General features: G+C 65.7%; 20 protein-coding genes and 1 tRNA gene. 15 read left to right on the top strand and 6 right to left on the bottom strand.

The window, feature by feature from the left end; genetic code table 11:
• The first annotated feature begins 78 nt into the window (after positions 1 to 78).
• The 3 genes from rsfS (at position 79) to AC1AYN_RS07295 (ending at position 1,366) form a co-directional block, all read left to right on the top strand.
• Complete coding sequence (gene rsfS / locus AC1AYN_RS07305; RefSeq protein ID WP_476532756.1) at positions 79 to 462, top strand: ribosome silencing factor; 384 nt, start codon at positions 79 to 81, stop codon at positions 460 to 462.
• Entirely contained in the window at positions 462 to 1,172 is a 711-nt protein-coding gene (locus AC1AYN_RS07300; RefSeq protein ID WP_476502208.1) for a histidine phosphatase family protein, read from the top strand. The genes rsfS and AC1AYN_RS07300 overlap by 1 nt, the downstream gene beginning before the upstream one ends.
• 121 nt (positions 1,173 to 1,293) lie before the next feature.
• A tRNA-Ala gene (locus AC1AYN_RS07295) sits at positions 1,294 to 1,366 on the top strand.
• Positions 1,367 to 1,512: 146 nt separating this feature from the next.
• On the opposite strand, the gene AC1AYN_RS07290 is transcribed toward AC1AYN_RS07295, so the two are convergent.
• Both AC1AYN_RS07290 and AC1AYN_RS07285 read right to left on the bottom strand, forming a co-directional pair.
• The gene (locus AC1AYN_RS07290) at positions 1,513 to 2,616 is read right to left on the bottom strand and encodes a hypothetical protein (RefSeq protein ID WP_476532755.1); all 1,104 of its coding nucleotides are present in this window, start codon (positions 2,614 to 2,616) and stop codon (positions 1,513 to 1,515) included.
• A gap of 162 nt (positions 2,617 to 2,778) precedes the next feature.
• The gene (locus AC1AYN_RS07285) at positions 2,779 to 3,714 is read right to left on the bottom strand and encodes a DMT family transporter (RefSeq protein ID WP_476532874.1); all 936 of its coding nucleotides are present in this window, start codon (positions 3,712 to 3,714) and stop codon (positions 2,779 to 2,781) included.
• Positions 3,715 to 3,886: 172 nt separating this feature from the next.
• Between AC1AYN_RS07285 and AC1AYN_RS07280 the strand changes: the two genes are divergently transcribed.
• A complete protein-coding gene (locus AC1AYN_RS07280) occupies positions 3,887 to 4,291 on the top strand; it encodes a pyridoxamine 5'-phosphate oxidase family protein (RefSeq protein WP_476502187.1) in 405 nt (134 codons plus the stop codon).
• A 111-nt stretch (positions 4,292 to 4,402) separates the two neighbouring features.
• Here AC1AYN_RS07280 and AC1AYN_RS07275 read toward each other — a convergent pair whose 3' ends face one another.
• Complete coding sequence (locus AC1AYN_RS07275) at positions 4,403 to 4,684, bottom strand: addiction module antidote protein (protein WP_476532754.1); 282 nt, start codon at positions 4,682 to 4,684, stop codon at positions 4,403 to 4,405.
• A complete protein-coding gene (locus tag AC1AYN_RS07270) occupies positions 4,678 to 5,085 on the bottom strand; it encodes a type II toxin-antitoxin system RelE/ParE family toxin (RefSeq protein ID WP_476532753.1) in 408 nt (135 codons plus the stop codon). The genes AC1AYN_RS07275 and AC1AYN_RS07270 overlap by 7 nt, the downstream gene beginning before the upstream one ends.
• Before the next feature lie 187 nt (positions 5,086 to 5,272).
• Between AC1AYN_RS07270 and AC1AYN_RS07265 the strand changes: the two genes are divergently transcribed.
• From AC1AYN_RS07265 to AC1AYN_RS07255, 3 genes are read left to right on the top strand one after another with little or no spacing between them, the layout of a single operon-like run.
• Positions 5,273 to 6,754 carry a class I SAM-dependent DNA methyltransferase gene (locus tag AC1AYN_RS07265; protein WP_476532752.1) on the top strand — a complete coding sequence of 494 codons (1,482 nt, stop codon included), beginning with the start codon at positions 5,273 to 5,275 and terminating at the stop codon, positions 6,752 to 6,754.
• Entirely contained in the window at positions 6,754 to 7,929 is a 1,176-nt protein-coding gene (locus tag AC1AYN_RS07260; RefSeq protein WP_476532751.1) for a restriction endonuclease subunit S, read from the top strand. The genes AC1AYN_RS07265 and AC1AYN_RS07260 overlap by 1 nt, the downstream gene beginning before the upstream one ends.
• A gap of 23 nt (positions 7,930 to 7,952) precedes the next feature.
• A complete protein-coding gene (locus AC1AYN_RS07255; RefSeq protein WP_476532750.1) occupies positions 7,953 to 11,435 on the top strand; it encodes a DEAD/DEAH box helicase family protein in 3,483 nt (1,160 codons plus the stop codon).
• Here the strand turns inward: AC1AYN_RS07255 and AC1AYN_RS07250 are convergent.
• Positions 11,401 to 12,657 (bottom strand): THUMP-like domain-containing protein, encoded by a 1,257-nt coding sequence (locus AC1AYN_RS07250; protein WP_476532749.1) that lies wholly within the window; start codon positions 12,655 to 12,657, stop codon positions 11,401 to 11,403. The genes AC1AYN_RS07255 and AC1AYN_RS07250 overlap by 35 nt on opposite strands.
• 109 nt (positions 12,658 to 12,766) lie before the next feature.
• Here AC1AYN_RS07250 and AC1AYN_RS07245 point away from each other — a divergent pair, with 109 nt between their 5' ends.
• The 7 genes from AC1AYN_RS07245 to metF all read left to right on the top strand — a co-directional run bounded on the left by AC1AYN_RS07245 (position 12,767) and on the right by metF (position 21,045).
• The gene (locus AC1AYN_RS07245) at positions 12,767 to 13,612 is read left to right on the top strand and encodes a histidine phosphatase family protein (RefSeq protein ID WP_476532748.1); all 846 of its coding nucleotides are present in this window, start codon (positions 12,767 to 12,769) and stop codon (positions 13,610 to 13,612) included.
• Between the two features lie 156 nt (positions 13,613 to 13,768).
• Positions 13,769 to 14,719, top strand: a complete 951-nt coding sequence (locus tag AC1AYN_RS07240) for a magnesium transporter CorA family protein (protein ID WP_034528002.1) — start codon at positions 13,769 to 13,771, stop codon at positions 14,717 to 14,719.
• A gap of 8 nt (positions 14,720 to 14,727) precedes the next feature.
• Positions 14,728 to 15,669 carry a transporter substrate-binding domain-containing protein gene (locus AC1AYN_RS07235; protein WP_476532747.1) on the top strand — a complete coding sequence of 314 codons (942 nt, stop codon included), beginning with the start codon at positions 14,728 to 14,730 and terminating at the stop codon, positions 15,667 to 15,669.
• 111 nt (positions 15,670 to 15,780) lie between these two features.
• Positions 15,781 to 16,836, top strand: coding sequence for a tRNA (adenine-N1)-methyltransferase (locus AC1AYN_RS07230; protein WP_034528004.1), 1,056 nt, complete (start codon positions 15,781 to 15,783; stop codon positions 16,834 to 16,836).
• A gap of 130 nt (positions 16,837 to 16,966) precedes the next feature.
• Positions 16,967 to 17,524 (top strand): SixA phosphatase family protein, encoded by a 558-nt coding sequence (locus AC1AYN_RS07225; protein ID WP_476502194.1) that lies wholly within the window; start codon positions 16,967 to 16,969, stop codon positions 17,522 to 17,524.
• A 280-nt stretch (positions 17,525 to 17,804) separates the two neighbouring features.
• Positions 17,805 to 20,111: a 5-methyltetrahydropteroyltriglutamate--homocysteine S-methyltransferase gene (gene metE, locus AC1AYN_RS07220; protein ID WP_476532746.1), complete on the top strand. Its 2,307-nt coding sequence runs from the start codon at positions 17,805 to 17,807 to the stop codon at positions 20,109 to 20,111.
• A gap of 79 nt (positions 20,112 to 20,190) precedes the next feature.
• On the top strand, positions 20,191 to 21,045 hold the full coding sequence (gene metF, locus AC1AYN_RS07215; RefSeq protein ID WP_476532745.1) for a methylenetetrahydrofolate reductase [NAD(P)H]: 855 nt from the start codon (positions 20,191 to 20,193) through the stop codon (positions 21,043 to 21,045).
• A gap of 148 nt (positions 21,046 to 21,193) precedes the next feature.
• Here metF and AC1AYN_RS07210 read toward each other — a convergent pair whose 3' ends face one another.
• Positions 21,194 to 21,544 carry a hypothetical protein gene (locus tag AC1AYN_RS07210; protein WP_476532744.1) on the bottom strand — a complete coding sequence of 117 codons (351 nt, stop codon included), beginning with the start codon at positions 21,542 to 21,544 and terminating at the stop codon, positions 21,194 to 21,196.
• A 145-nt stretch (positions 21,545 to 21,689) separates the two neighbouring features.
• Here AC1AYN_RS07210 and AC1AYN_RS07205 point away from each other — a divergent pair, with 145 nt between their 5' ends.
• On the top strand, positions 21,690 to 24,821 hold the full coding sequence (locus AC1AYN_RS07205; RefSeq protein WP_476532743.1) for a bifunctional [glutamine synthetase] adenylyltransferase/[glutamine synthetase]-adenylyl-L-tyrosine phosphorylase: 3,132 nt from the start codon (positions 21,690 to 21,692) through the stop codon (positions 24,819 to 24,821).
• Positions 24,822 to 25,139 lie beyond the last annotated feature (318 nt).

The following is a 25,139-nucleotide window of genomic DNA, read 5'->3' as shown; positions in this document are numbered from 1 at the left end:
CGTGGGCGTATCGGCCATTATTCCGGCCATTCCGGCGATTCCGACCATTCAGATCACGCAACAGACACGAGGAGATTCATGACCGCACTGCAGTCATCCATCGACGACATCCGCATCGCCGCCGAGGCGGCCGACCGCGTCAAGGCGACCGACATCGTCGCCTACGACGTGACCGGACCGCTCGGCATCACCGACATCATGATGATCGCCGGCGCATCCAACGAGCGCCAGGTGCTCGCCGTCGCCGAGGAGATCGAAAAGAATCTCTATCTCAAATGCGACGGGCGCAAGCCGCGCGACCGCGAAGGCCTCACCGAAGGCCAGTGGGTGCTGCTCGACTACGGCGACTACGTGATTCACGTGATGCACGAGGAATCCCGTGAATTCTACGGACTGGAGCGTCTGTGGCGCGACTGCCCGCAGATCGACCTGGAGCTCGCGCACCCGGAAAGCGCCGAATGATGGTCCGCCACGTCCGATCCGTCTTCCTCGTGCGCCACGGGCGCACCTCCTACAATGCGGCGCACAAGCTGCAGGGTCAGGTCGACATCCCGCTCGACGCCGTCGGCCGGTGGCAGGTCGTCCAGACCGCGGCCGCGCTGAAGTCGCTGTACGTCGACCGGCGTCCGGAGGTCACCGGACGCCTCATCGTCTCCTCCGACCTGAGCCGCGCCCACGCCACCGCGCAGGCGTTCGCCGACGCGCTCGGCGGCCCCCGGGCGGGCGTCGAAGTGCATGACGACGAGCGCGTGCGCGAACGCAGCTTCGGCGAGTGGGACGGCCACGCCGTCGCCGAACTCGCCGAACGCTACCCGGAGGACTTCGCCTCATGGCGCATGCACGGCGGCGGTGAACTCAAGTACGGCGCCGAACCCAAAAGCCACGTGGGCATGCGCGGCATGGAGGCGCTGAACGACTGGGCCACGCGCGCGGGGGAGGACACCGACCTGTTCGTGTTCTCCCACGGCGCGTGGATCGCGCAGACCCTGCAGACCCTGCTCGGGCTGGACAAGGTGGATCCCACGTTCGCCACGGTCGTCTCGATGCGCAACGCGCATTGGGTGCGGCTCGCGCTGATGGACATGCCCGACGGCACGTTCCGTTGGCGTCTCGCCGAATACAACCATGGTCCGGCCATCGCGGACACGCCCGAATGGGAGAAGGAACGCTGACGTGGCGCGATTGTCGTCCGCATGCCGCAAGCGCGACACGCGGACGACACGCGTATTTGCCTGAAACGGTTCTTCGTCGTAATGTATACGAGGTTCGCACGGCGGGCTGATAAATGAATACGGGGCTATGGCGCAGCTGGTAGCGCATCTCCATGGCATGGAGAGGGTCAGGGGTTCGAATCCCCTTAGCTCCACAGATACGGCGAAGGCCCGCAGGATTGGTTTCCTGCAGGCCTTCGTGTTGTTTTTCGGCGTATCCGTAACGGCGGCGCTTACGCCGAGCGCCCTCCCAGTCCGACGTGGCCGGACCGGGAGGGCGCCCGATGATGTCGACGGACCGTCAGTTCGTGGCGCCGGAACCGGTGTCGGTCGAACCGGATCCGGTCGAACCGGAGGACGAACCCGACGTGCCGCCGGACGATTCGGAGCCGCTCGTACCCGAGCCGCTGGAACCGGACGAAGACGACGAGCCGGAGCCGGAGGACGTGCCGCCGGACGATTCGGAGCCGCTCGTGCCCGACGAGGACGAGCCGGACGAGCCGCTCGAGCCGGAGGAGGACGACGAGCCGGACGAGGAGGAACCGGACGACGAGGAGCCGCTCGTGCCCGAGGACGAGCTGGAGCCGGACGTGCCGGAGGATGACTCCGAACCGGAGGACGAGCCCGACGTGCCGGACTTGCTGCCGGACTTCGTGCTGCCGGTGCCGTCGGTCGTGTCGGTGTCCGTGTCGTCGGTCGTGTCGTAGCCGTACTGGTCGCTCGGCTTCTCCGGCTTCGTCGGCGTCTCCTGCGTGGTCGTGTCGGTGTCCGTCGTGGTCTTGGACGTGGAGGACGGGCTTACGATGTCACGCACCACGGAGTCGGTGCCATGGCCGTTGGTGAACAGCATGACCACGCCGGCGGTGATCGCCACGCCCACCAGGCCGCTCACCACGGAGACGATGATGGCCATGCGCTTCGGGTCGATCTTGCGCTTGCCGCGTAGCTCGGCCACGTTGTAGGTGCTGGTGTTCGTCGCGGGCGCCGTCCTGCCGGCCGCCGGCGGCAGCGGCACGTCGCCGATGCCGAGAGTACGGCCCTTCCCGCCCGCTTCGAGCACATCGGTGGCGTTGAAGCGCCCGATGACGGTCTCGTCGCCGGTGTCCGCGGCGGCCGCGTCTTCCGCGGTGGCCGTGCCGTTCGTCTTGGTGTCGTCGGCGTCGTCAGCCGAGTCGGCGGCGGACTCGGCGTCGCCGTCCTTCTTGTCGGCGGAATTGCCGCTCAACGGATTGACCTCCTGGAGCTTCTCTCCGGAGGCCTTGAGGATCGTGCCGTAGATGTTCGAAGCCAGCGTGGAGATCACGTAACTGGCCGCCGCGCCGATGACCGAGCCCGCGATGCCGATCTTCGCGGACAAGAGGAACGAGGTGACGGCGGCAAGCGATCCCGCGATGATCTGCGACATCGATATGCCTTGGAAAAACTTCTTCACGAAGATAGAACGTACCCAAAACCGCTGGGAATAGTCTGTGGCGTCCACGAAAGACTCAGAATGCTTACATGTGTGCGGGAATCTCCACACAAGCGACATGTCGGCGTCACATGGACGCGCCGGCATGCCCGTGGTTCAGTTGCGGTGCAGCGAATGGCGCGTCGGCTTGAAGACGGACAGCAGCACGGCCGTGAAGATCAGCGCGAACCCGACCAGCGAGCTCCACGTGATCCGTTCGCCCCAGAACAGGGCGGAGAACGAGACGGCGAACAGACTCTCCGTGCACATGATGATCGACGCCTGCGAGGCGGGCACGTGCGCGAGTCCGATGTTCTGCATGATCTGCGCGCTCATCGTGGCTCCGAGGAACAGATAGAGGACGCTCGCCACCACCGGCGGGGCGAGCCAGGCGGCGTCAGGTGCAGGCTCGGTGAACGCGGCGCCCGCGACGAACAGCACACCGGCCACGGCGAACTGCACGAAGGTGACGGCGATCGGGTCGAAGCGTTTCGTATACACGCCGAGGCAGGTGAGGTTGAACGAGAAGACGCCGGCCGTGCCGATCGTCAGCCAATCGCCGACGGACAGGGAGAGCGTCATGCCGTTTTTGAGTGAGACGAATCCCACGCCGACGAGGCAGATCACGCCGGCCACCAGGTTGATGGCCTTCGGCCGGACTTGGGAGACGATCCACGTGGCGAACGGCGTGAGCACGCAGTAGGCGGCGGTCAGGAACGCGCTGCGCCCCGGGTCGATCGTCTGCAGGCCCGTCATCTGCGTGACCATCGTGCCCCAATAGGTGACGCCCACCACGAGCGCCGGCACGATGATCGACCGGTCGAGCGCAGGCAGGATATGACGGTGGAACAGGGCGAGCATGCACGCGCAGGCGCCCGCCATGCGCAACGCCATCAGCCATTGCGGCGGGATCGCGGTCATCGCCACCTTGGCGAGCAGATAGCTGCCGCCCCACAGCGCCGCGCACGCGAGCAGCATGATGCGCGCCAGATTCGGCGGGAACGAGCGTGACCAGCGACTGCGCAGCGCGTTGAACCGTTCGACCATCCGCATGCCCATCGTGCGTTCCTTTCCCGAATGTTGCCGGACGCTCATACGATACGGCCCGCGCGGCCGTGACATGCCCATGTGGGCATCCTCACAGCGAACGGCGGCCGGGCGCGTCGGGGAAGTGGGTAAGGTGGGTGGCGGATACAACCGTCCGCTGCAACGAAAGGACACTGTCATGGCAACGATCACCGCCGAGATGAAGACCTTCATCGAGAACAACCTGGGCTGGATCTCCACCGTCTCCAAGGACGGCCAGCTCGACCTCGGCCCGAAGATGAGCCTGTTCGTGCTCGACGACAACCACATCGCCTACCACGAGCGCACCGCCGGCCAGGCCTACGAGAACCTCAAGGACGGCTCCCCGCTGGTCATCGCGTTCGCGAACCTCGCCGAGAAGAAGGGCTACCGCTTCCGCGGCACCGTGACCCTGCACTCCGACGACGCCATCTACGAGAGCCAAGTGAAGGTCGCCGAGGAGAAGGGTACCAAGAAGCCGGCCGTCATCCCGGTGCTCGAAGTCACCGAGATCCAGAACCTCGCCTCCGGCCCCACCGCCGGCAAGACCATCGAGAAGGATTGAGCCTTCCGGCCCACGTTCCGTTCTCCGTTTTCCGCGCAGGGCCCCGGTCCGATGACCGCTTCCGCGCATCGGACCGGGGCCCTGCCTCATATCGCAGCCGATCGCAGCCGATCAGACGGGTTGTATGCTGATTCGGCCTCCGAGCGCGCGGACCACCTTGACGATGGTCTGGAAGCTTGGATTGCCTTCCCTGCTCAGGCTCTTGTACAGGCTTTCGCGTCCGACGCCCGCCTCGGCGGCGATGCGGCCCATGCCACGTGCTCGGGCGATGTCACCGAGCGCCGCCTGCATCAGCGTGGGGTCTCCCGTTTCCGCGACAGCGTCCAGATAGTCGATCGCGTCCTGTTCATCGTTGATGTAGTCGCTCGCATCCCATGTGCTGACGTTCACCATCGTCCATCCTCCTTGAGTTGTGCAAGCATTTTCCTGGCGCGTTCGATGTCCCGCTGCTGTCCGCGTTTCGTACCGCCGGCAAGCAGCAGCATGAGCACGCCTTGTTTATGGGCGAAATACACCCGGTAGCCGGGGCCGAAATCGAACCTGAGCTTCGCGGTGCCTCCACCGGTCGGCGCGATGTCTCCCACCGGTCTGCCGGCGAGCTGGCATCGCCTGATGCGTGCATTGATGCGCGCTCGTACCGTACCGTTCTTGAGTCCACGGAACCATCGTTCGTATTCGTCCGTCTTGCGGATGCTGATATGGTTGATTGTATCTTTAGGGATACAGTTTGGCAACTGTGCCGCCGAGTGCTCGCTTTGCATGTCGACTCCCGTCCTCGTGGCGATGATGAGCATTACGTATGCCCATCGTCGCGAACGCGACGGTTGTGGCGCAAGCCGTACAGGGAATGTGGTCGGAGCTCTCGGGAATCTTCACCAACGTCGTGGAACCCCCGTGGCGGTCCATGTCCCGGCTCGTTTGCCGGTAGAGTGGTGCGGTACGAACGATGACGGGAACGGGGACGGAACGGAGGAACGCCGCGTGATTACGGGACAGGTGAAGAACAAGGTGGACGACATCTGGCAGCGGATGTGGGAGGGAGGCATCACCAATCCCATCGAGGTGATCATGCAGCTCACCTACCTCATGTTCATGAAGCAGCTCGACGACAAGGAGCTGGAAGCCGAATCGCTCGCCGCGATGACCGGAGGGGAACCGGAGCGTGTGTTCCCGGCCACACCCGAAGGACAGGCGGCCCGCTGGCACAACTTCAAGGATCTGCCGCCCGAGGAGATGTTCCGCGTGGTGTCCGGCACGGCGTTCCCGTTCATCAAGGCGATGCATTCGGACAACGCGTTCGCCCGCGGCATGGAGGACGCCTCGTTCGGCTTCACGAAACCGAAGACGCTGGAGCGCGCGGTGCGCGGCGTGGATGAGCTGCTCGACGACGTGGCCGCCGACCAGGACGATCTGGGCGACCTGTACGAATACATGCTGAGCAAGCTCAACACGGCGGGCGCGAACGGCCAGTTCCGCACGCCGAAGCATATCCGCGACATGATCGTGGGACTGCTCGACCCGAAGCCGGGCCAGCTGGTCTGCGATCCGGCGTGCGGCACCGCCGGTTTCCTCATCTCCGCGGCCGAATGGATCAGGGACCGTCACGGGGACGGGATGGACGCCGGCCAATGGGGCCTGTTCGAGGGGCCGCAGTTCACCGGATTCGACACCGATCAGACGATGGTGCGCATCTCCGCGATGAACATGCTGCTGCACGGCGTCACCCATCCGGACATCCGCAACCAGGACAGCCTGTCGCGTCACAACCGGATCGCCGACCGGTTCGACGCGGTGCTCGCCAATCCGCCGTTCACCGGTTCCGTGGACGTGGAGGACATCGACGACGCACTGCGCGCGATCGTCGACACCAAGCAGACGGAACTGCTGTTCGTCGGTCTGTTCCTGCGCATGCTGAAGCTCGGCGGCCGGTGCGCGTGCATCGTGCCGAACGGCGTGCTGTTCCGTGCGAACGCGAAGGCCTACCGTCAGCTGCGCGAGGAGCTGGTGGAACGTCAGAAGCTGGAGGCGGTGATCTCGATGCCGTCCGGCGTGTTCAAACCGTATTCGGGCGTGAGCACCGCCGTGCTCGTGTTCACCCGGACGGACACGCCCGGCAGCACCGGCGACGTGTGGTTCTACGACATGCGCCACGACGGGTTCACATTGGACGACAAGCGCGACGAGGACCCGGACCACAACGACATCCCCGACATCCTCGCCCGTTGGGCGAACCTCGACGGGGAGCGGGGACGCGCGCGCACCGAACAGGGGTTCATGGTGCCCCGCGAGGAGATCGCGAAGAAGGACTACGACCTGAGCTTCAACAAGTACGTCGAAGTGAAGGTCGAGAGGAAGGAATACCCGCCGACCTCCCAGCTCATGGCCGAACTGCGCGACCTCGACGCGAAGTTCGCCGCAGGCATGGACGCGCTCGCCGCCCTGCTCGCCAAGGACGGTGAGTGATGACGCAGATGGTGACTCTGGGCTCGGTTGGTACGTTCGTCACTGGTGGAACGCCCTCCCGAAAGCATGATGAGTATTTTCAGGGTAAGACTCCATGGGTGAGTACGGTCGCTTTGAACGGTGGCCATATTTCCGAATCGGATGCGCAGCAGATGATTACGGAAGAGGCGATTAAACATAGTGCGACCAAATTGATTCCAGCGGGTTCCATTTTCGTGGGCATTCGAGTCGGTGTGGGCAAAGTCGCGATCAACGATGTGGATATGTGCTCGAATCAGGACATTGTTGCGATTAGCGGTATTGACGCAGAGCAGTGGAGCGTTGATTACCTTTGCTATGCCATCCAAGCACAGTCGCGATTCTTGCTGTCGCAGAAACAGGGAGCGACGATTGCCGGAATCAGCAGTAGGCTGCTGAAGACCATTGAGATTGAGCAAAAACCGTTGGATGAACAATGTGGGATTGTTCAACGGCTGGGGATAGTGAAACAACAGATTCGTCGTACGGAGCAGATGCTGACGAAGGCCGATGAGCTCATACAATCCCGCTTCATGGAGATGTTCGGTGACCCCGTGGAGGACCGTAATCGCTGGAATCAGCAGAAGATGGACAGCCTGTACACGGTGACTTCCGCGAAACGCATATATGCACGTGACTTGCAGAAAAACGGGGTTCCGTTTCTCAAGCTCGGTGATTTGACCAGTCGCATCGGTGGCGATACGAATGCGTGCTCTTCATATGTCAGCAGAGAATCGTATGAGCAGTTGCGGAACGCCAATCAGGTTCCACGCGGTGGGGATGTTCTTGTCACTGCACGCGGCACGATGGGCCTGTGCTATGTGGTGCGACCTGAAGACGAGTTCTATTTCCAGGATGGAATGATTACTTGGCTGAAAAGACAGAAGAACAGTCTCGATTCCACGTTTCTGGTTCATCTGTTCGGCATGCCTTCGTTCAGGAACGAGCTCCTGGGGCGTACTTCGGGGACCACGGTCTCATATCTTTCCATCAAGACGTTGGCGAGTGTGGAGGTTCCCGTCCCGCCCATCGAACTCCAGCGCGAGTTCGCGGCGTTCGTGATGCAGGTCGAATCGTTGAAATCCACGCTCGATGCCCGTCTCGAACGCCTCAACACGTTGTACGATAGCCTTACGCAACGGTATTTCGCGGCGTAGCGGAAGCGAAGGGAGAACGGCGGATGGGCAACTTCTCGTACCTTGAAGGACACTCCGAATACGAGATGTTCGCGCATGCGTGCGTCGAGGCGGAGCGCGCGTTCGGCCTGTCGCCGACGATCAGCGCGCTCGCCGCCCGTCGCGCCTTCGAACTCGCCGTCAAATGGACGTACGCCGCCGACCCCGCCATCGAGACGCCCTATCGCGACAACCTGCAATCGCTCGTCCACGAGGATACGTTCGTCAAGGCCGTCGGCGGCGGCAGACTGTGGGAATCCTTCCAATACGTCATCAAGGCCGGCAACATGGCCGCGCACCGCAACGCGAAGCTCAAACCCGAGGACGCGATGTTCTCCCTCAAAATCCTCTTCGCGTTCACTCAATGGATCGACTACATGTACGGCAGCGACTACCATCGGCGCACCTTCGATTCGAAACAGGTGCCCGCCGTCGCCCACTCGCTCGCCGCCAAGGAGCTCAAACGGCGGGAGGACGCCGCACGCAAGGACTACGAGTCCCGCATCGGCGAGAAGGACGCCCGCATCGAAGCACTCGAACGGCAGGTGCGCGAACTCGCCGGGCAACTCGAGGAGCGCAAGGCCGCGCCGCATGAAACCCCCGAACCCGAGCCGTCCATCGACCTGAACGAATACGAGACGAGACGCAGGTTCATCGACATGGACCTCGCACTCGTCGGATGGACCGAACACGACATCATCCGCGAACGGCCCGTCACCGGCATGGGAGGGAACCCCGGCACAACCGGGCGCATCGACTACGTGCTCAACGGGCGCGACGGCAAGCCGCTCGCCATCATCGAGGCGAAACGCACCTCGCGCGACGAACAGGAGGGACTTACCCAAGCCATCCAATACGCCGACTGCCTCGAAGCCGAATGCGGAATCCGTCCGCTCGTCTTCCTCTCCAACGGCTATCGCACCCAATACGTGGCCGGCGGTCACGGCGACCTGCGTCCAGTCGGCGAAGTGTTCGCCCGCGACGACATGGAACGCATCATGCGCCGCCGCGCGACCGCGACACGCCCCACCCTCGTGCCCGTGGACACGGCCATCGCCGGCGGCGGCTCCAACCGCTACTACCAGATCGAAGCGGTCCGAGCCGCATGCGGGACCTTCGAGAAGGGACGGCGCCGCGCACTGCTCGTCATGGCCACCGGCACCGGCAAGACGCGCGTTTCCGCGGCGCTCGCCGACGCGCTCATGCGCGCGGGGCACGTCACCAACGTGCTGTTCCTCGCCGATCGCGTCGCGCTCGTCAACCAGGCGGCAAGCGCCTACGGCGACTATCTGCCCAACCAATCCCTGTGCAACATGTGCGACACGAAACGGCGCGACGTGACCGCGCGCATCGTGTTCTCCACATACCAGACCATGGTCAACGCGATTGACGCCGAAACCGGCGACGACGGCAGACCCGTGTTCTCGTCCGGGCATTTCGACCTCATCATCGTGGACGAGGCGCACCGGTCCATCTTCAACAAGTTCCGCGTGATCTTCGACCATTTCGACGCGCTCGTCGTCGGGCTCACCGCCACGCCGCGCGACGAGGTGGACCGCAACACCTACGAGTTCTTCCAAGTCGAGCACGGCGTGCCCACCTACGTGTACGAATACGAGCAGGCGCTGAAGGACGGCGTGCTCGTGCCGTACCACAACATCGAGGCGTCCACGAAGTTCATGGACGACGGCATCGTGTACGACGATCTTCCCGACGACGAGAAACGACGCTACGAGGAGGACTTCGGCGAAGAGGAGCTTGGACTCGTGCCCGAAGAAACAGGCGACGGCACAGGCTCCGGCGACGGTTGGAGGCGCGACGTTCCCGACCACGTGGACGCGGACGCGCTCAACCGGTTCGTGATGAACCCGGCCACCGTGGACGCGGTGCTCGACGATCTCGACGCCAACGGCATCAGGACCAACGGCGGCGAACGGCTCGGCAAGACCATCATCTTCGCCGTCAACCAGGCGCACGCCCGCTACATCGTGCAACGCTTCGGTGAGCGTTTCCCGCGTCTCGCCGGTCAGGGATTCATCAAGGCGATCGTGCACGGCGACGACCACTCCCGCAGCCTCATCGACGATTTCAAGTACAAGCCCATGCCCGTCATCGCCGTATCCGTCGACATGATGGACACCGGCGTCGACGTGCCCGGAATCGTCAACCTCGTCTTCTTCAAAAAGGTGCGATCGAAGATCAAGTTCATGCAGATGATCGGACGAGGCACGCGTACCTGCGACGACCTCGACTGCTGGGAACGCGACGCCGGCGAATACGTGGGCAAACGCCATTTCATGATCTTCGACTACTGCTCCAACTTCGCGTTCTTCCGCGCCAACCCGAACGCCATCGACGCAGGCGGCGCCATGCTCACGATCAGCGGCCGCGTGTTCGCCCGCAAGACGGCGCTCGCCCATGCGTTCCAATCCATGCCGTACGCGGGAGACGCGGGAATCCGCGCATGGCGCGTGGAACTCGCCGACGACCTCCACGCGCACGTCGCCGGACTCGACGGTTCGGCCGCCGCCGTCCGCCTCGCCCGCGCCGCCGTCGAACCGTTCCGTGACCGCAAGGCGTTCGACGTGCTCACCGACCTCGACGTGCGCACGCTCACGACCGATGTTGCACCGCTCGTGAGCTACGAGGACCCCGACGAGGACGCGCTGCGCTTCGACGCGCTCATGTACGGGTTCATGGTCGAACGTGCGACCGGCGGAAAGACTGGCGGATACGCCGCACGCGTACGCGGCCTCGCCGTGAAGCTGGCCGACCGTATGACGCTGGATCCGGTGCGTGAGCGCAAGGAGCTGATCGGCCGCATCACCGACGGGCCGGACTATCTGAACGGTGCCGACGTGGCCGAACTCGAACGCATCCGGCTCGCCCTGCGCGGACTCGTCCGCTACACGCTGGGCGAGGGCGGCAGGAAGGTCGTCATCACCGATTTGTCCGATCCGGTCACGCGTCGCACCGAAGGCGAGCCGTTCGACATGGGAGAGCATTACGAGGACTACCGTCTCAAAGTCAACCGATACGTGAACGAACACCTGAACGAGGGGGTGATCGGCAAACTGCACCGCAACGAGCCGCTCACCGCATCGGACTTCAGCGACCTGGAGCATGTGCTCGTCGAGGAGCTCGGCACGCGCGAGGACTACGAGGCGACCTATGCGGACCAGCCATTCGGACTGCTCGTGCGCAGCATCGCGAAACTCGATCATGAGGCCGCCGCGAAGGCGTTCACCGGATTCATCAACGACCACGCCCTGAACCAGCAGCAGATCGCGTTCCTGCACACGATCATCGCGTACATCGAGGCGAACGGTTATCTGGATGTGAAGGACCTCAACAAGCCGTATCTGAGCCGCCCGCGACCGCTCGTGAAACTGTTCCCCGGCACGCTTGCCATGGACCTCATCGTGTGCATCCGGCGCGTCACCGAGAACGCGCTCACGCCGTCCGCGGGATCTTCCGCGAACGGATGACGATGTGGCGGCCGGCGGCGTCGGTGGTGGCGAACAGGTAGGCGTCGCCGCCGTCCTTGAGTTTGAGCTTCTTCCTCAGCGCGGCGACCGGGAGCGGGAAGTTGCGTGTGGCGATGTTCGCGTGCGTGAGCCCGTCCGTCAGGCGCTTGAGCTCCTTCTTGTTCATCGTGGCGACCGTGTCGACCTCGAACGCGCGGCCGGGGAAATCCTCGACCGGATTCCCGGAGACGAACAGGTGGCTGTCGCGTGCGACCGGGGCGACGGCGAACCGGCGCGCGAGCAGGGCGAAGCAGCCCGCCTTCATGATCGACGCGTTCGGTTCGTACAGGTACCGCCACGAACCGGGGTCGGCGGGGTCGGCCGATACCGCGTCGCCGGCCGCATCGTCGCCGGCCGCGGCGTCGTTCCCGTCGTTCCCGTCATCACTCGCGTCGAACTCCAATACCCGCCCGTCGTTCACGCAGAAGACCCGCGGCGCGGCGCACGCGTCGCGGCCGATGACGAGCAGCAGCTCCTTGCACTCGTTGGCGACGGACACGATATGCACCTCGTGCACGCGTCCCGCGAAATCGGCGACCGTCTTATGCCAGTCGAGCATCGGGGAGAGCTTCACCATCACGTGCGGGGCGACGGCGAGCAGCCGGCCGATCAGTCCCAGCACGTCCGGCGTGCAGTCGGCGATCGCGTACGTGCGCGCGCCATGCGCGTCACGCCGCGCCGGATCGAGGAACGCCATCGTCGCCGCATCGTCCGGCAACGTCGCGAGATAGACGGCCGCGTCGTCGTTCACGACGTGCGCGTGCGCGAGCCCGAGCGCCGGCAGGTTGTGCGCGGCCAGCTCGCACAGATGCTCTTGCCGCTCCACGTAGACCGCATGGTCGAACGCGCGCGCCATATACGAGAAATCCACGCCGAAACCGCCGGTGAAGTCGATCAGCGTCGTCGGTGAGCCGCCCGCGACGATCCGCCGCGCGACGTCCGCCTTGTAGCGCGCCGTCGCCTCCGACGAGCACTGCTCCATCGCCAGGTGCGGCGGGTAGACGACGCCTTCGCACGCCGCCCAGCCGGGCAGCTTCACACGCGCCGTCCGGAATCCGGCGATCTGCTCCAACGCGGCCGTGAGATCCACGTCCGGACCCGGCTTCGCGTGCAGCGCGAGGTCGCGCACGTCCCCATCCCTATGCGCGCGGGCGAAGGCGCGCGTGGCATCAGAAATCAACACCGCTCCATTGTACCGGCGGCCCGGCGCGCCGCGGCGGCGGCACCGGCGGTCATGTGGGAAGCTGGGACGTGGATGGCGGCACGGCCGCAGGCGACGGAAAGGACCGACGATGATCGACGAGATCGTGATGCTCAGGCACGGACGCACGAACTACAACCTCCAACGCCGATTGCAGGGGCAGATCGACGTGCCGCTCGACATCGTCGGCCAATGGCAGGCCGACCAGTCCGGGCTCGCGCTTGCCGCCCGCTACTACTGGGCGAAGGTGAGCCGCCTCGCCGACGATCCCGCGGCGATTCCGCAGCCGGGACCCGAGGCCCGGGAGAGGACCCGCACGTTCGAATACGAGGAGGCCCCCGCCGCACGCCGCCGCATGGCCGTCATCAGCTCCGACCTGTTCCGCGCCATGCAGACCGCGCATGCCTTCGCCGACATCCTCGGCCTTCCCGTCACGCCCGACCCGCGTCTGCGCGAACGCTCCTTCGGCCAATGGGAGGGCCTGACCCGCGACGAGGTGCGCGCGGTGGACGCCGAAGCCTACGCCTCATGGAAGCGGCATGAGGGCGGCGAGACCGCCTATGGGGTGGAAAGCCGCCGGGCCGTGGGGGAGCGCGGCGCGAAGGCCGTGCGCGACATCATCGCCGACCCCGCCTATGCGGGCGAGCGGCCCGTCACGCTGATGCTCGTCGGCCACGGCTCGTGGATCGTCGCGACGATCAGCGAACTGCTCGGCCTCGACCCGGACGGCATGAACGCGGTCGGCTCGATGCGTAACGCCTGCTGGAGCCGTCTCGCCGTACGCCACACGGTCAATGGGAAGCCCGCGGCCGAGCCGATGTTCGACCTCGTCGAACACAACCAGGGCCCCGCCGTCGCGAACCTCGGCGACTGGGAGAACGGCCCCGCCGAACTCAGGGGTCCGCACATGCCCGCCTGGAAGCCGATCGATTGGTGACGTCCGCATCGGCCGCGGCGTCTCGCGAATTCACCGTGAATTCAACCGCAATGGCGATATCCGTCGGCACACGTCCCGTACATGGGACTAGACTTGTCGAGGTTTTCGGGGCGGGCCCCGATCGGACGGACGCGGCGAAAGGCGGGTGAAGAGACGATGTTGAGGATGTTCAGCACCATTAACGGCCAAGTGGAGCGGGTCGACAAACCGGAGAACGGCTCCTGGCTGTGCCTGAGCGAACCCACCGACGTGGAGCTCGCCACCGTCGCCTCCGAGACCGGCGTCGACCTCGCCGACCTGCGCGCGCCGCTCGATGACGAGGAGAGGTCCCGCGTCGACGTCGAGGACGACTACACGATGGTCATCGTCGACATCCCGACCGTCGAGGAGCGCGGCGGGCGCGACTGGTACGAGACCATCCCGTTGTCGATCATCGTCACCGAGCATCTCATCATCACCGTGTGCATGCAGGACACGCCCGTGCTCCACCCGTTCATGGAGGGCACAATCCGCGGGTTCAACACGTACATGCACTCCCGGTTCATCCTGCAGATCCTCTACCGCAACGCCACCATGTACCTGCGCTACCTGCGCATCATCGACCGCGAGAGCGACAAGCTCGAACTCAAGCTGCGCCACTCCATGCAGAACCGCGAAATCGTGATGCTCATGGAGCTCTCCAAGACCTTGGTCTACTTCACGACCTCCCTCAAATCGAACGAGATCGTGATGGAGAAGCTCACCACCCTGCAGCGCATCAAGCAGTACCCGGACGACGAGGACCTGCTCGACGACGTCATCACCGAGAACAAGCAGGCCATCGAGATGGCCAACATCTACAGCGGCGTTCTCGCGAACATGACCGACGCGTTCGCCTCGATCGTGTCCAACAACCTGAACAACGTGATGCGCATCTTCACGATCATCTCCATCACGCTGTCCATCCCGACGCTCATCTTCTCCATGTACGGCATGAACTTCCAGGACGGCATGCTCGGCATGCCGCTGACCGACAAATCATGGGGCTTCGCCGTCATCATCCTCATCTCCGTGGCGCTGTCCGTCGCCGTCACCTGGTTCCTCACCCGTTCGCGCATGTTCAAGTGAGGCGCCGCATGGCAGCCATCCGCAACCGAACCGATCGCCCGCGTCGTCCGCACCGTGCGAGCCGCCGGCCGGGCGCGCGCACGCGCGTCACGCGGGGCCTCGCCGCCGCGCTGACGGCGTTCGCGCTCGTCGCGACGGCGGGCTGCGGCGGCGCCCCCTCCACGGTGAGACAGCCGGACGGCCCCACCATCGCGATCGGCGTCGCCGCCGACGAGCCGGGACTGTCACGCTGGCATGACGGCGGCTACGGCGGATTCGAGGTCGAGATCGCCCGGTACGTCGCCAAGAAACTCGGATACGCGAACAAGCAGATCGTCTTCAAACAGGTCGAACCCGCCAACCGTCTCGAACTGCTCGCCGACGGCACCGTCGACATGGTCGTCGCCGGCATGCCGATGCCCGCCGACGACGGGAACGGCGACGGCCGGGACAGTGGCGGCAAGGACGGCGACGCGGGCGCGACGGGCGTCGCCTCCGATGCCGGCGCCACCTATGCCGGACCGTACCTGACCACACGGCAGGGACTGCTCGCACGCCCCGACGACGCCGGAAGCCTCGGCGACGTCGCCGCGCTCGCCGGCAAGTCCGTCTGCACGGTCGCCGGCAGCGGCGCGAAAGACGCGCTGCTCGCCGTCGCGCCGCGGGCGAGGACGCGCGAACGCGACACCTACCCGCAATGCGTCACCGACCTCATGGTCGGCACCGCCGACGCGATCGCCGGCGACGCCGTCACGCTCGCCGGACTCGCGCGCGACGAAGGCGGCACGCTCACGGCGCGCGTGAAGGGCGTGCGCTACGGGAGCGTGCGCTACGGCATCGCCGTGCAGGCCGGAGCCGTCACGCTCGCCGCCGACATCGCCGAGGCGCTCGACGACATGCGCGCCGACGGCTCGTACCGCGCCGCGCTGGACGCGCTCGCCGACGCGACCGGTTGGCGGCCGGCGCGGTAGGCGGTAGTCCGTGCGATAGGTAGTCCGTGCGATAGGGCACGATGACCGTATTCCGTCGACGATCCGTCGACGTTTCCCGAGAACGACAGCAGACAGCTAAGGAGACCGTTCATGCGACGTGGACCGCTTCAGGCGGGCGAGAAGGTGCAGTTCACCGACCGCAAGGGCAAGAAGATCACCGACCAGATCGTCGCCGGAGGCAGCACGCAGACCGAGCACGGCCTGATCCTGCACGACGACGTGATCGGACGCACCGAAGGCGTGGTCGTCACCACCGTCACCGCGAAACGCGAGGCGCAGGTCAACGCCCTCCACCCGGAACGCGACGCCGGCAAGCCGTGGAAGGCGGCGCGCGCGATCGGCGGATGGCAGTACGCGGTGATGCGCCCGCGTCTCGCCGACTACGTGCTGTCCATGCCGCGCGGCGCGCAGATCATGTACCCGAAGGACATCGCGCAGGTCATCCAGCTCGGCGACATCCGCTCCGGGCACCGTGTGCTCGAATCCGGCGCCGGATCGGGCGCGATGAGCGTCAACCTGCTCGACGCGGTGGGGGAGACCGGCGGGCTCACCACCATCGAGCTGCGACCCGACTTCGCGCGCGTCGCCGAGGCGAACGCCACGCTCTACTACGGAGGAAAGCCCGCGTGGTGGGACCTGAGGACCGGCGACTTCGACACGGTGGCGGCCGGGCTGCCCGAACACCACTATGACCGGATCATGCTCGACATGCTCGACCCGTGGAACCGTCTCGAACAGGCGTGGCGGGTGATTGCGCCCGGCGGCGTGCTCGTCGCCTACATCACCACGACCACGCAGATGAGCCGCATGGTCGAGGCGCTGCGCGAATCCGGGCGGTGGACGGAGCCGGCCGTGCAGGAGACGCTCGAACGCAGCTGGAAGGTCGCCGGCCTCGCCGTGCGCCCCGACCACCAGATGATCGGCCACACCGGCTTCCTCGTCGTCGCGCGCGCCATGGCCGACGGCTTCACCGCGCTGAAGAAGCGCGACCGCCCCGCCAAGGACACCGTCACCGACGTGGACGAGATGACCGCCGAGGAGCGCGAGGCGCAGCTGGAGGACCTCGAGCTGCGCGACATCTCCGACCGCAAGCTGCGCAAGGTGCTGCGCGACCTCGACCGGCAGGTGGGCTCGCTCGACGTCTGACGTGATGCGCGGGCGCGGGCGCGGACGTATAATCGAATGATGTATTCGTGAGCGCTCACGCATATGGCGCGTGCATATGACCGTGCATATGACGCGTGAGGCGGTGGACATCGAGGCTGGGAGGCCCAAGATGGGAGTCAATCCGAACAAGGTCGCGAAGCGGGCCAAGGGCTACGACCACATCCTGATCGTCATGCGGCATGCGAAGGCGGAGCCGTTCGGCGCCGAGGGCGACTATGGCCGCGAGCTCACGTCCAAGGGGCTCAAGCAGGCGAAGAAGGTCGCCAAGGGGCTCGCCGAGATGAAGCTCGTGCCCGACGCCATCGCCTGCTCGGCCGCCACGCGCGCCCGCCAGACCCTGGGCAAGATGCTTAAGACCTTCGGCGACAAGCCCAAGGTCGACTACCATCAGAGCCTCTACGACGGCGGCATGCAGGCCGTGTTCGACGAGCTCACGCACGTCAAGGACAAGGCGCGCGTGCTCATGGTGCTCGGCCATGAGCCCACCGTTTCGATCGCCAGCCAGTGGCTCGCCTCCTCCGAATCCGATCCGGAACGCCTCGACCTGCTCAACCTGGGGCTTCAGACCGCGGGCGTGGTGATCTTCGGCTCCGACAAGCCGTTCAAGCAGTGGCAGGTGCATTCCGGCGACCTGCTCGCCGTGATGAGCTCCTCCGACTTCGACTGAGCGCTGCCGGCTCCGGCCGTCGGCCGGTATGGCCGGTGGCCGATACGGCGCGTAGCCGGTATATGGGCATGGCGGAGCGTGGGCGGTACGGGCGGCGTATACTCGCCGCTCGTGTATTCGTCCGGTTGCCAAGCGCTCGTTGAACAAGGTCGGAAAACGGCGCTATAAAGCCGATTGATAGCGACACTTAACCGTCGCTGATGACCCTGTTTGCGGATGTGTTTGATAGGCTGGGCGGGTTGAAAAGCCGTTTCGTTAACGCTAGCAGTATGGAGGATTCATGGCTGCACTCACGTCCGTGTCCGGGTTCCCGCGCATCGGTCAGAACCGAGAGCTGAAGAAGATCATCGAGGCCTACTGGAAGGGCAACGCCTCGCTCGACGAGGTGCACGCCACCGCCAAGGAGCTCAGGGCCAAGCATTGGAAGCTCCAGGCGGCCGCCGGCGTCGACCTCATCCCGAGCAACGATTTCAGCTACTTCGACCAGCTGCTCGACACCGCGATCCTGCTTAACGTGATCCCGGAGCGCTACCAGCGTCTCGGCTTCACCGAGCCGGAGGAGACCCTGTTCGCCATGTCCCGCGGCTACCAGGGCGACAAGGGCGACGTGACCGCCCTGCCGATGAAGAAGTGGTTCACCACCAACTACCACTACATCGTGCCGGAGATCGAGCCGTCCACCGAGATCAAGCTCAACGGCACCAAGCCGTTCGACGAGTACCTCGAGGCCAAGGAGCTCGGCATCGAGACCAAGCCGGTGCTCATCGGCCCGTACACGTTCCTCAAGCTCGCCCGTGACGACGACGCCCAGGAGCTCGCCTTCGACAAGGGCCTCGTGAACGCGGTCGCCGCCGTGTACGCCGAGGTGCTCGCCAAGTTCAACGAGCTCGGCGCCAAGTGGATTCAGATCGACGAGCCGTTCCTCGTGCTCGACAAGCAGCCGGGCGACGTGGAGCTGTTCAAGAGCCTCTACGCGAAGATCCTGCCCGCCCGCGACGGCAAGATCAAGGTGCTGCTCAACACGTACTTCGGCCACATCGCCGACGTGTACGAGACCGTCAACCTGCTCGGCTTCGACGGCATCGGCCTCGACCTCAACGAAGGCAAGGACGAGAACCTCGCCGCCGTCTCCAAGCACGGCGTCGCCGAGGGCACCACGATCTTCGCCGGCGTCGTCAACGGCCGCAACATCTGGCGCAACGACTACGCCGTGAGCCTCGGCCTCGTCGACGCCCTCAAGCAGGTCACGCCGAACGTCGCCGTCTCCACCGCCAGCTCCCTGCTGCACGTGCCGTTCAGCGCCGAAGGCGAGACCGCCCTCGACCCGGCCGTGCTCAAGCACTTCGCGTTCGCCGTCGAGAAGCTCGGCGAGCTCAAGGAGATCGCCACACTCGCCGACGCCGACGACGAGGCCCGCAAGGCCGATCCGGCGCTCGCCGCCAACCAGGAGCTGTTCGACGGCACCCGCGTGGCCGCCGACCCGAAGGTCGCCGAGCGCATCGCCGCCCTCACCGACGCCGACTACACGCGCCAGCCGGCCCGCGCCGAGCGCCAGAAGCTGCAGCGCGAGGCCCTCGGCCTGCCGCTGCTGCCCACCACGACGATCGGCTCCTTCCCGCAGACGCGCGAGGTGCGCGCCGAGCGTGCGAAGTTCCGCAAGGGCGAGATCACCAAGGAAGCGTACGACGAGTTCATCAAGGGCCAGATCGACGCGTGCATCAAGCACCAGGAGGAGATCGGCCTCGACGTGCTCGTCCACGGCGAGTTCGAGCGCAACGACATGGTCGAGTACTTCGGCCAGAACCTCAACGGCTTCCTGTTCACCAAGAACGCGTGGGTCCAGTCCTACGGCACCCGCTGCGTCAAGCCCCCGATCGTGTGGGGCGACGTCTCCCGCGCCAAGCCGATCACCGTCGCATGGTCCTCGTACGCGCAGAGCCGCACGAACCACGTCATGAAGGGCATGCTCACCGGCCCGGTCACCATCCTCAACTGGTCCTGGCCGCGCGAGGACATCACCCACGAGCAGCAGACCCAGCAGCTCGCCCTCGCCATCCGTGACGAGGTGCTCGACCTGGAGGCCGCCGGCATCAAGGTCATCCAGATCGACGAGGCCGCGCTGCGCGAGAAGCTGCCGCTGAGGAAGACCGACTGGCACTCCAAGTACCTCGACTGGGCCGTGCCCGCGTTCCGTCTCGTGCACTCCGGCGTCAAGCCGACCACGCAGATCCACACGCACATGTGCTACTCCGAGTTCAACGACATCATCCGCGACATCGACGCGATGGACGCCGACGTGATCTCCTTCGAGGCGTCCCGCGGCGACCTCGTCGTGCTCGACGCCATCCACGAGGCCAACTTTGAGACCGAGGCCGGCCCGGGCGTCTACGACATCCACTCCCCGCGCATCCCCTCCGAGCAGGAGATCGAGGAGCGCATCGGCGAGATCCTCAAGAAGATGGACGTCGAGAAGGTCTGGATCAACCCGGACTGCGGTCTGAAGACCCGCGGCAACGCGGAGACCTGGCCGAGCCTCGAGCACCTCGTCGCCGCCGCCAAGGCCGTGCGCGCCCAGCTCGCCAAGTGATCGCGTCAGCGGCAACGCAATGAGATGAGTGAGGCTCCCTCCCAAGAGGGAGCCTCACTCACGAAGGAAGGTTTCAATCATGCATCAGCCGATGTTCTCGCTGGAAGTGTTCCCGCCGAAGCGGGACGCGCCCGTCGGCACCATCTACGACACGCTCGACGGCCTGCAGGGCATGCACCCGGACTTCATCTCGGTGACCTACGGCCACGGCACGCACGCCGACCGCACCGCCACCGCGCGCATCGCCAACACGATCCGCAAGGAGTACCGCATCCCCACGGTCGCCCATCTGACCGCCCTCTACTCCGACGAGGCGAAGGTCGACGAGGCGTTGGAGATGTTCGAGCACGCCGGCGTCGACGCCGTGCTCGCCCTGCGTGGCGACTACATCGAAGGGGAGACCCCAGTCGGCGTCTTCGAGCACGCCATCGACCTGGTGCGCTACATCCGCGCCCGCAAGCCGGATCTCAAGGTGTTCGGCGCCTGCTATCCGGAAGGCCACTACCAGGCCGCCTCGCTCGACCAGGACATCGACTATCTCAAGGCCAAGGTCGACGCCGGCGCCACGCATCTCATCTCCCAGCTGTTCTACGACAACGAGGACTTCTACCGTTTCCTCGACAAGGCGCGCGCCGCCGGCATCGATGTGCCGATCGAGGCGGGCATCATGCCGATCAACGGCGCGAAGTCGCTGCGTTCCATGGCCGCGAAGAACAACACGGTCGTGCCGCCCGCCGTCGAGGCGCTGCTCGAGCGGTGGGGGAACGACGTGCCCACGTTGCGTGAGGCGGGCATCAACTACGCGTCCGCGCAGATCACCGACCTCGTCGCCCACGGCGTCGACGGCGTGCACCTGTACACGATGAACCGTCCCGCCACCACGCGCCGCATCTGGCGCAACGTGCGTCCCCTGTTCACCAAGACGGAGGAGTGACGGCGATTCGGCGGTGATCCGGCGGTGATCCTGTGGTCCGGGAGCGGCGCCGAATCACCGCCGAGCCGGTCCCGAATCGACGGAAGGCGGTGGAATCCCATGTCGGGAATCCACCGCCTTCCGTCATCCGCGATGCGGGGAACGGGCGTCACTTCCGCTTCTTCGACGCCTTTCCGCCGTTCCCCCCGCCGCGCTTCACCGGAGCCTTCCTCGGCTGCAGCCACGGGAAACGACGGAGCGCCCACGCGTGCAACGGCGGAATCTTGCCGATGGCGAAGCCCGCCAGCATCGCGAACGTCGCCGCCCAGGAGGCGGCGTCCTGCTTCATGAAGATCAGCACGACGATCAGACCCACGCCGACCACGCCGAGCACCTGCGAGGCCTTGTTCTGCTCCTCGGTGAGCTCGTCCTTCCTGAACGGAACCAGACCGAAGAACACGCCTATCGGCACGCCGACCACGCACGAGGCGACGACGCCCGCGATATCAACAGCGTTCATGACCATACCCTTTCCGGACCGTCCGCGGCACGCGTGCGCGGCGCGGCGTCCGACATGCGGCGCCGGCCGCCGTGAGAGGCCCCGCCGCGAAACGATTGCGACCGCGTCCCAGTCTAACGCAGGGCGCGGTGTACATTAGCTAGGTATGAACGCAAATGACGCATTCCGCCCCTCCGCGATGGATCTGATCCGCGCGGGCCTGCAGAACCTCGACGACGCGCGCGGGCAGTTCGACCGTCTCAAAGCCGACGGGGTGCCGGACGATCGGCTGCGGTTCATCCTCAAGGCGCTCGCCGAGGCATGCGACCCGGACGCGGCCCTCGCCAACCTTGTCGGCATCACCAACGCCGTGCAGAGCCAGGGACGCGACTTCGAGGAGATGGTGCCCGACCAGCCGGCGTTCGAACGGCTCGTCACCGTGCTCGGCGTATCCGACGCGCTCGGCAAGCTCATGCGCTTCCGTCCCGAACTCGTCGAAGCCGCATCCAAGGACAGCTGCGACAGCCACCTGTACGACCACGCGCAACGACGCGCGCACATCCTCAAGGCCGTCGGCGCCGATCCGGACGAGACGGCCGCGCCCGCCGCCACGCTTCCGCTCGCCGAATCCGCCACCGCGTTGCGCGGCACCTACCGCCGCCAGCTCGCCGCCATCATGGCGCAGGACGCCACCGCCGCCGACCCGTGCGCCATCCAGCCGACCATCAGCCGCGAACTGTCCGATTTGGCCGACGCGGCGCTCGAAGGCGCGCTCGCCATCGCCCGCCACGAAGTGCCCGGCAGCGAACACGTACGGTTCGTCATCATCGGCATGGGCAAGCTCGGCGCCCAGGAACTCAACTACGTGTCCGACGTGGACCTCATCTACGCGGTCGAACCCGCCGACAAGGAGATCGGACGCCAGGAGCTCATCCGCATCGGCACGAAGATGGCCACCACCCTGCAACGCGTATGCCAGTCCGTGATCATGGGCGTCGCCGAACCGACCCTGTGGCAGATCGACGGAGGGCTGAGGCCCGAAGGCAAGGACGGCCCGCTGGTGCGCACCATCGACTCGCATCAGGGCTACTACGAGCAGTGGGCGGAGAACTGGGAGTTCCAGGCGCTCCTGAAGGCCCGGCCCGTCGCCGGCGACCCGGAGCTCGGACGCGCCTACATGGACATGACCCGACCGTTCGTCTGGTCCGCCGCCAAACGCGACAACTTCGTCTACGACTGCCAGAAGATGCGCAAGCGCGTCGAAGACCTCATCCCCGCGCCGCTCAAGGACCGCGAGATCAAACTCGGTAAAGGCGGTCTGCGCGACGTCGAATTCACCGTGCAGATGCTCCAGCTCGTCCACGGGCGCACCGACGAGACGCTGCGCACCCGCTCCACGCTCGAATCGTTGGCGCGTCTCGCCGAAGGCGGCTACGTGTCGCGCAAACAGGCCGCGCGGATGTCCGCCGACTACCGGTTCGAACGCGTGCTCGAACACCGTCAGCAGATGTGGGCGTTGAAACGCACCCACCTGTTCCCCGACCTGGGCGCGGGGGCGAACCTCGGCGGGCTCGAACGCAAACGCGACGTGGACGTGGACGCGCTGAACCAGAACCAGGAGCTGCGCCGCGTGGCGCGCGCCTTCCGCCTCCACCCGGAGGAACTCGTCGAACGCTACGACGAGACGCGCCGCGAAGTGCGCCACCTCCACCTCGACATCTACTACCGGCCGATGCTGCCCGTCTCCGCGCAACTGGAGGACGACCAGATCGACCTGAGCCAGGATGCGGCCCGCGAACGCTTCAGCTCCATCGGATTCGGCGATCCGGACGCCGCCATGCGCCACGTCGTCGCCCTCACCAACGGCCTCGGGCGCGCCGCCAAGATCAACCGCATCATCCTGCCCGCCGTGCTCGAATGGCTCGGCCAAGGCCAGAACCCGGACATGGGCCTGCTCAACTGGCGCAAACTCGAAGAGCATTTCGGCACCGAAAGCGAATACCTCGGCTTCCTGCGCGACTCCACATCCGCCGCACAGCGCCTGTGCCACGTGCTGTCCAATTCGCGTTTCCTCGGCGACGCGCTCAACAAGTCCGTCGAATCGGTCACCTGGCTCGGCAACGACGAACGACTCAAGGCGCGCACACGCGACAGCCTCGACGTGCAATGCCGCTCCTCGCTGGAACGCAACGCGGGCGACATCAACGACTTCGCCACATCGATGCGCGCCATGCGCCGGCACGAGATCGAACGCATCGGCCTCGCCTGGATGAGCGGCGTGATGGACGACGCCGCGTCATTGGAAGGCATGACCGACGTGTACGACGCGATCATCGACGCGGCGCTCACCTGGGCGGTCAACAACCGGATGCGCGAATTCGGGGCGGACGGCGGCTCCGATGCCGGTGGGGCCGCCGCGGCGCCTGCCGCGCTCGCCGTCATCGGCATGGGACGCTACGGCGGACGTGAGGTGAACTTCAGCTCCGACGCGGACGCGATCATCATCTACCGTCCCGGCGATGGCGTCGACGAGCGCACGGCGAACCTGTTCGCCCGCAAGGTCGTCGAGGACCTGCGCGCCATCCTGCAAGGGCCGACCACGCTGGAACCGAAGATCGAACTCGACCTGGATCTGCGGCCGGAAGGCAAGAACGGGCCGCTCGTGCGCTCCTACGCCTCCTGCGAGGAGTACTACCGCTCCTGGTCGAGCACGTGGGAGCGGCAGGCGCTGCTGCGCGCCCGGTATGCGGCCGGCGACGAGGCGCTCGCACGCGACTTCCTCGCCAACCTCGCCGACCCGCTGCGCTACCCGCACGTCGACCTGACCGACGCCGAAATCGGCGACATCCGCAAACTCAAGGCGCGCATGGAGGCGGAACGACTGCCGCGCAACGTGCGCCGCGACCGCCACCTCAAACTCGGCAAAGGCGGCCTATCCGACGTGGAATGGACCGTGCAGCTCATGCAGCTGCGTCACGCCGGCGACATCAAGGAGCTGCGCGTTGGCGGCACCCTGGCGGCCCTCGACGTGCTCGAACGCCGCAAGCTCATCGACGCGGGCGACGCCGCGACCCTGCGCCACGCGTGGACGATGTGCACGGCGGCGCGCAACGGCAACTACCTGTGGTCCGGACGCGTCAACCAGGCCGACATCCTGCCCGACGACATGTATTCGCTCGGCGGCATCGCCGTCTACCTCGGCTACGACGCGAACCGCGGGCAGCATTTCGAGAACGACCTGCTCGCCGTCATGCGCAAGGCCAGGGAGGTCACCGACCGTCTGTTCTACGGGCGCTGAGTGGTCCGGGGTATGGGAACCGGGCGGCGCGATGCGGCATGCGTCCGTCGCCCGGCCCTCTGCAATCGCGCGGGGAAGAGATAGCGGTGTCTGCTCTCCCTGTGAGGGGGAGCTGCCGGCCTTTGGCCGACTGTGGGGGGTTGTTGGGTTGTTTGTGGTCGGTTTTTCGACACGCCGGTGGAGTGTTGTGTTTCCGGGGTTTTGGGGGTTGTTTTGTGGTGTGGGTTTGCGGTGTTGGTCGGTGTGGTGTAGGTTATTCATTCGCTGCCGCTGAGCGGTCCGGTTGTCTGCTGTTGGTTGGTTTCCGGGGTGTTCGGC

The sequence above is a fragment of the Bifidobacterium sp. LH_413 genome, assembly GCF_056357015.1.
This window is presented reverse-complemented; position numbering and strand designations above follow the sequence as displayed.

What these genes read in the sequence shown, in the direction of transcription:
- rsfS (WP_476532756.1), top strand. Translation starts at nt 79, where the DNA reads ATGACCGCACTGCAGTCATCCATCGACGACATCCGCATCGCCGCCGAG.
- AC1AYN_RS07270 (WP_476532753.1), bottom strand. Translation starts at nt 5,085, where the DNA reads ATGCTCATCATCGCCACGAGGACGGGAGTCGACATGCAAAGCGAGCAC.
- AC1AYN_RS07285 (WP_476532874.1), bottom strand. Translation starts at nt 3,714, where the DNA reads ATGCGGATGGTCGAACGGTTCAACGCGCTGCGCAGTCGCTGGTCACGC.
- AC1AYN_RS07210 (WP_476532744.1), bottom strand. Translation starts at nt 21,544, where the DNA reads ATGAACGCTGTTGATATCGCGGGCGTCGTCGCCTCGTGCGTGGTCGGC.
- AC1AYN_RS07275 (WP_476532754.1), bottom strand. Translation starts at nt 4,684, where the DNA reads ATGGTGAACGTCAGCACATGGGATGCGAGCGACTACATCAACGATGAA.
- metF (WP_476532745.1), top strand. Translation starts at nt 20,191, where the DNA reads ATGCATCAGCCGATGTTCTCGCTGGAAGTGTTCCCGCCGAAGCGGGAC.
- AC1AYN_RS07240 (WP_034528002.1), top strand. Translation starts at nt 13,769, where the DNA reads ATGTTGAGGATGTTCAGCACCATTAACGGCCAAGTGGAGCGGGTCGAC.
- AC1AYN_RS07235 (WP_476532747.1), top strand. Translation starts at nt 14,728, where the DNA reads ATGGCAGCCATCCGCAACCGAACCGATCGCCCGCGTCGTCCGCACCGT.
- AC1AYN_RS07260 (WP_476532751.1), top strand. Translation starts at nt 6,754, where the DNA reads ATGACGCAGATGGTGACTCTGGGCTCGGTTGGTACGTTCGTCACTGGT.
- AC1AYN_RS07205 (WP_476532743.1), top strand. Translation starts at nt 21,690, where the DNA reads ATGAACGCAAATGACGCATTCCGCCCCTCCGCGATGGATCTGATCCGC.
- AC1AYN_RS07245 (WP_476532748.1), top strand. Translation starts at nt 12,767, where the DNA reads ATGATCGACGAGATCGTGATGCTCAGGCACGGACGCACGAACTACAAC.
- AC1AYN_RS07225 (WP_476502194.1), top strand. Translation starts at nt 16,967, where the DNA reads ATGGGAGTCAATCCGAACAAGGTCGCGAAGCGGGCCAAGGGCTACGAC.
- AC1AYN_RS07290 (WP_476532755.1), bottom strand. Translation starts at nt 2,616, where the DNA reads ATGTCGCAGATCATCGCGGGATCGCTTGCCGCCGTCACCTCGTTCCTC.
- metE (WP_476532746.1), top strand. Translation starts at nt 17,805, where the DNA reads ATGGCTGCACTCACGTCCGTGTCCGGGTTCCCGCGCATCGGTCAGAAC.
- AC1AYN_RS07230 (WP_034528004.1), top strand. Translation starts at nt 15,781, where the DNA reads ATGCGACGTGGACCGCTTCAGGCGGGCGAGAAGGTGCAGTTCACCGAC.
- AC1AYN_RS07300 (WP_476502208.1), top strand. Translation starts at nt 462, where the DNA reads ATGGTCCGCCACGTCCGATCCGTCTTCCTCGTGCGCCACGGGCGCACC.
- AC1AYN_RS07280 (WP_476502187.1), top strand. Translation starts at nt 3,887, where the DNA reads ATGGCAACGATCACCGCCGAGATGAAGACCTTCATCGAGAACAACCTG.
- AC1AYN_RS07255 (WP_476532750.1), top strand. Translation starts at nt 7,953, where the DNA reads ATGGGCAACTTCTCGTACCTTGAAGGACACTCCGAATACGAGATGTTC.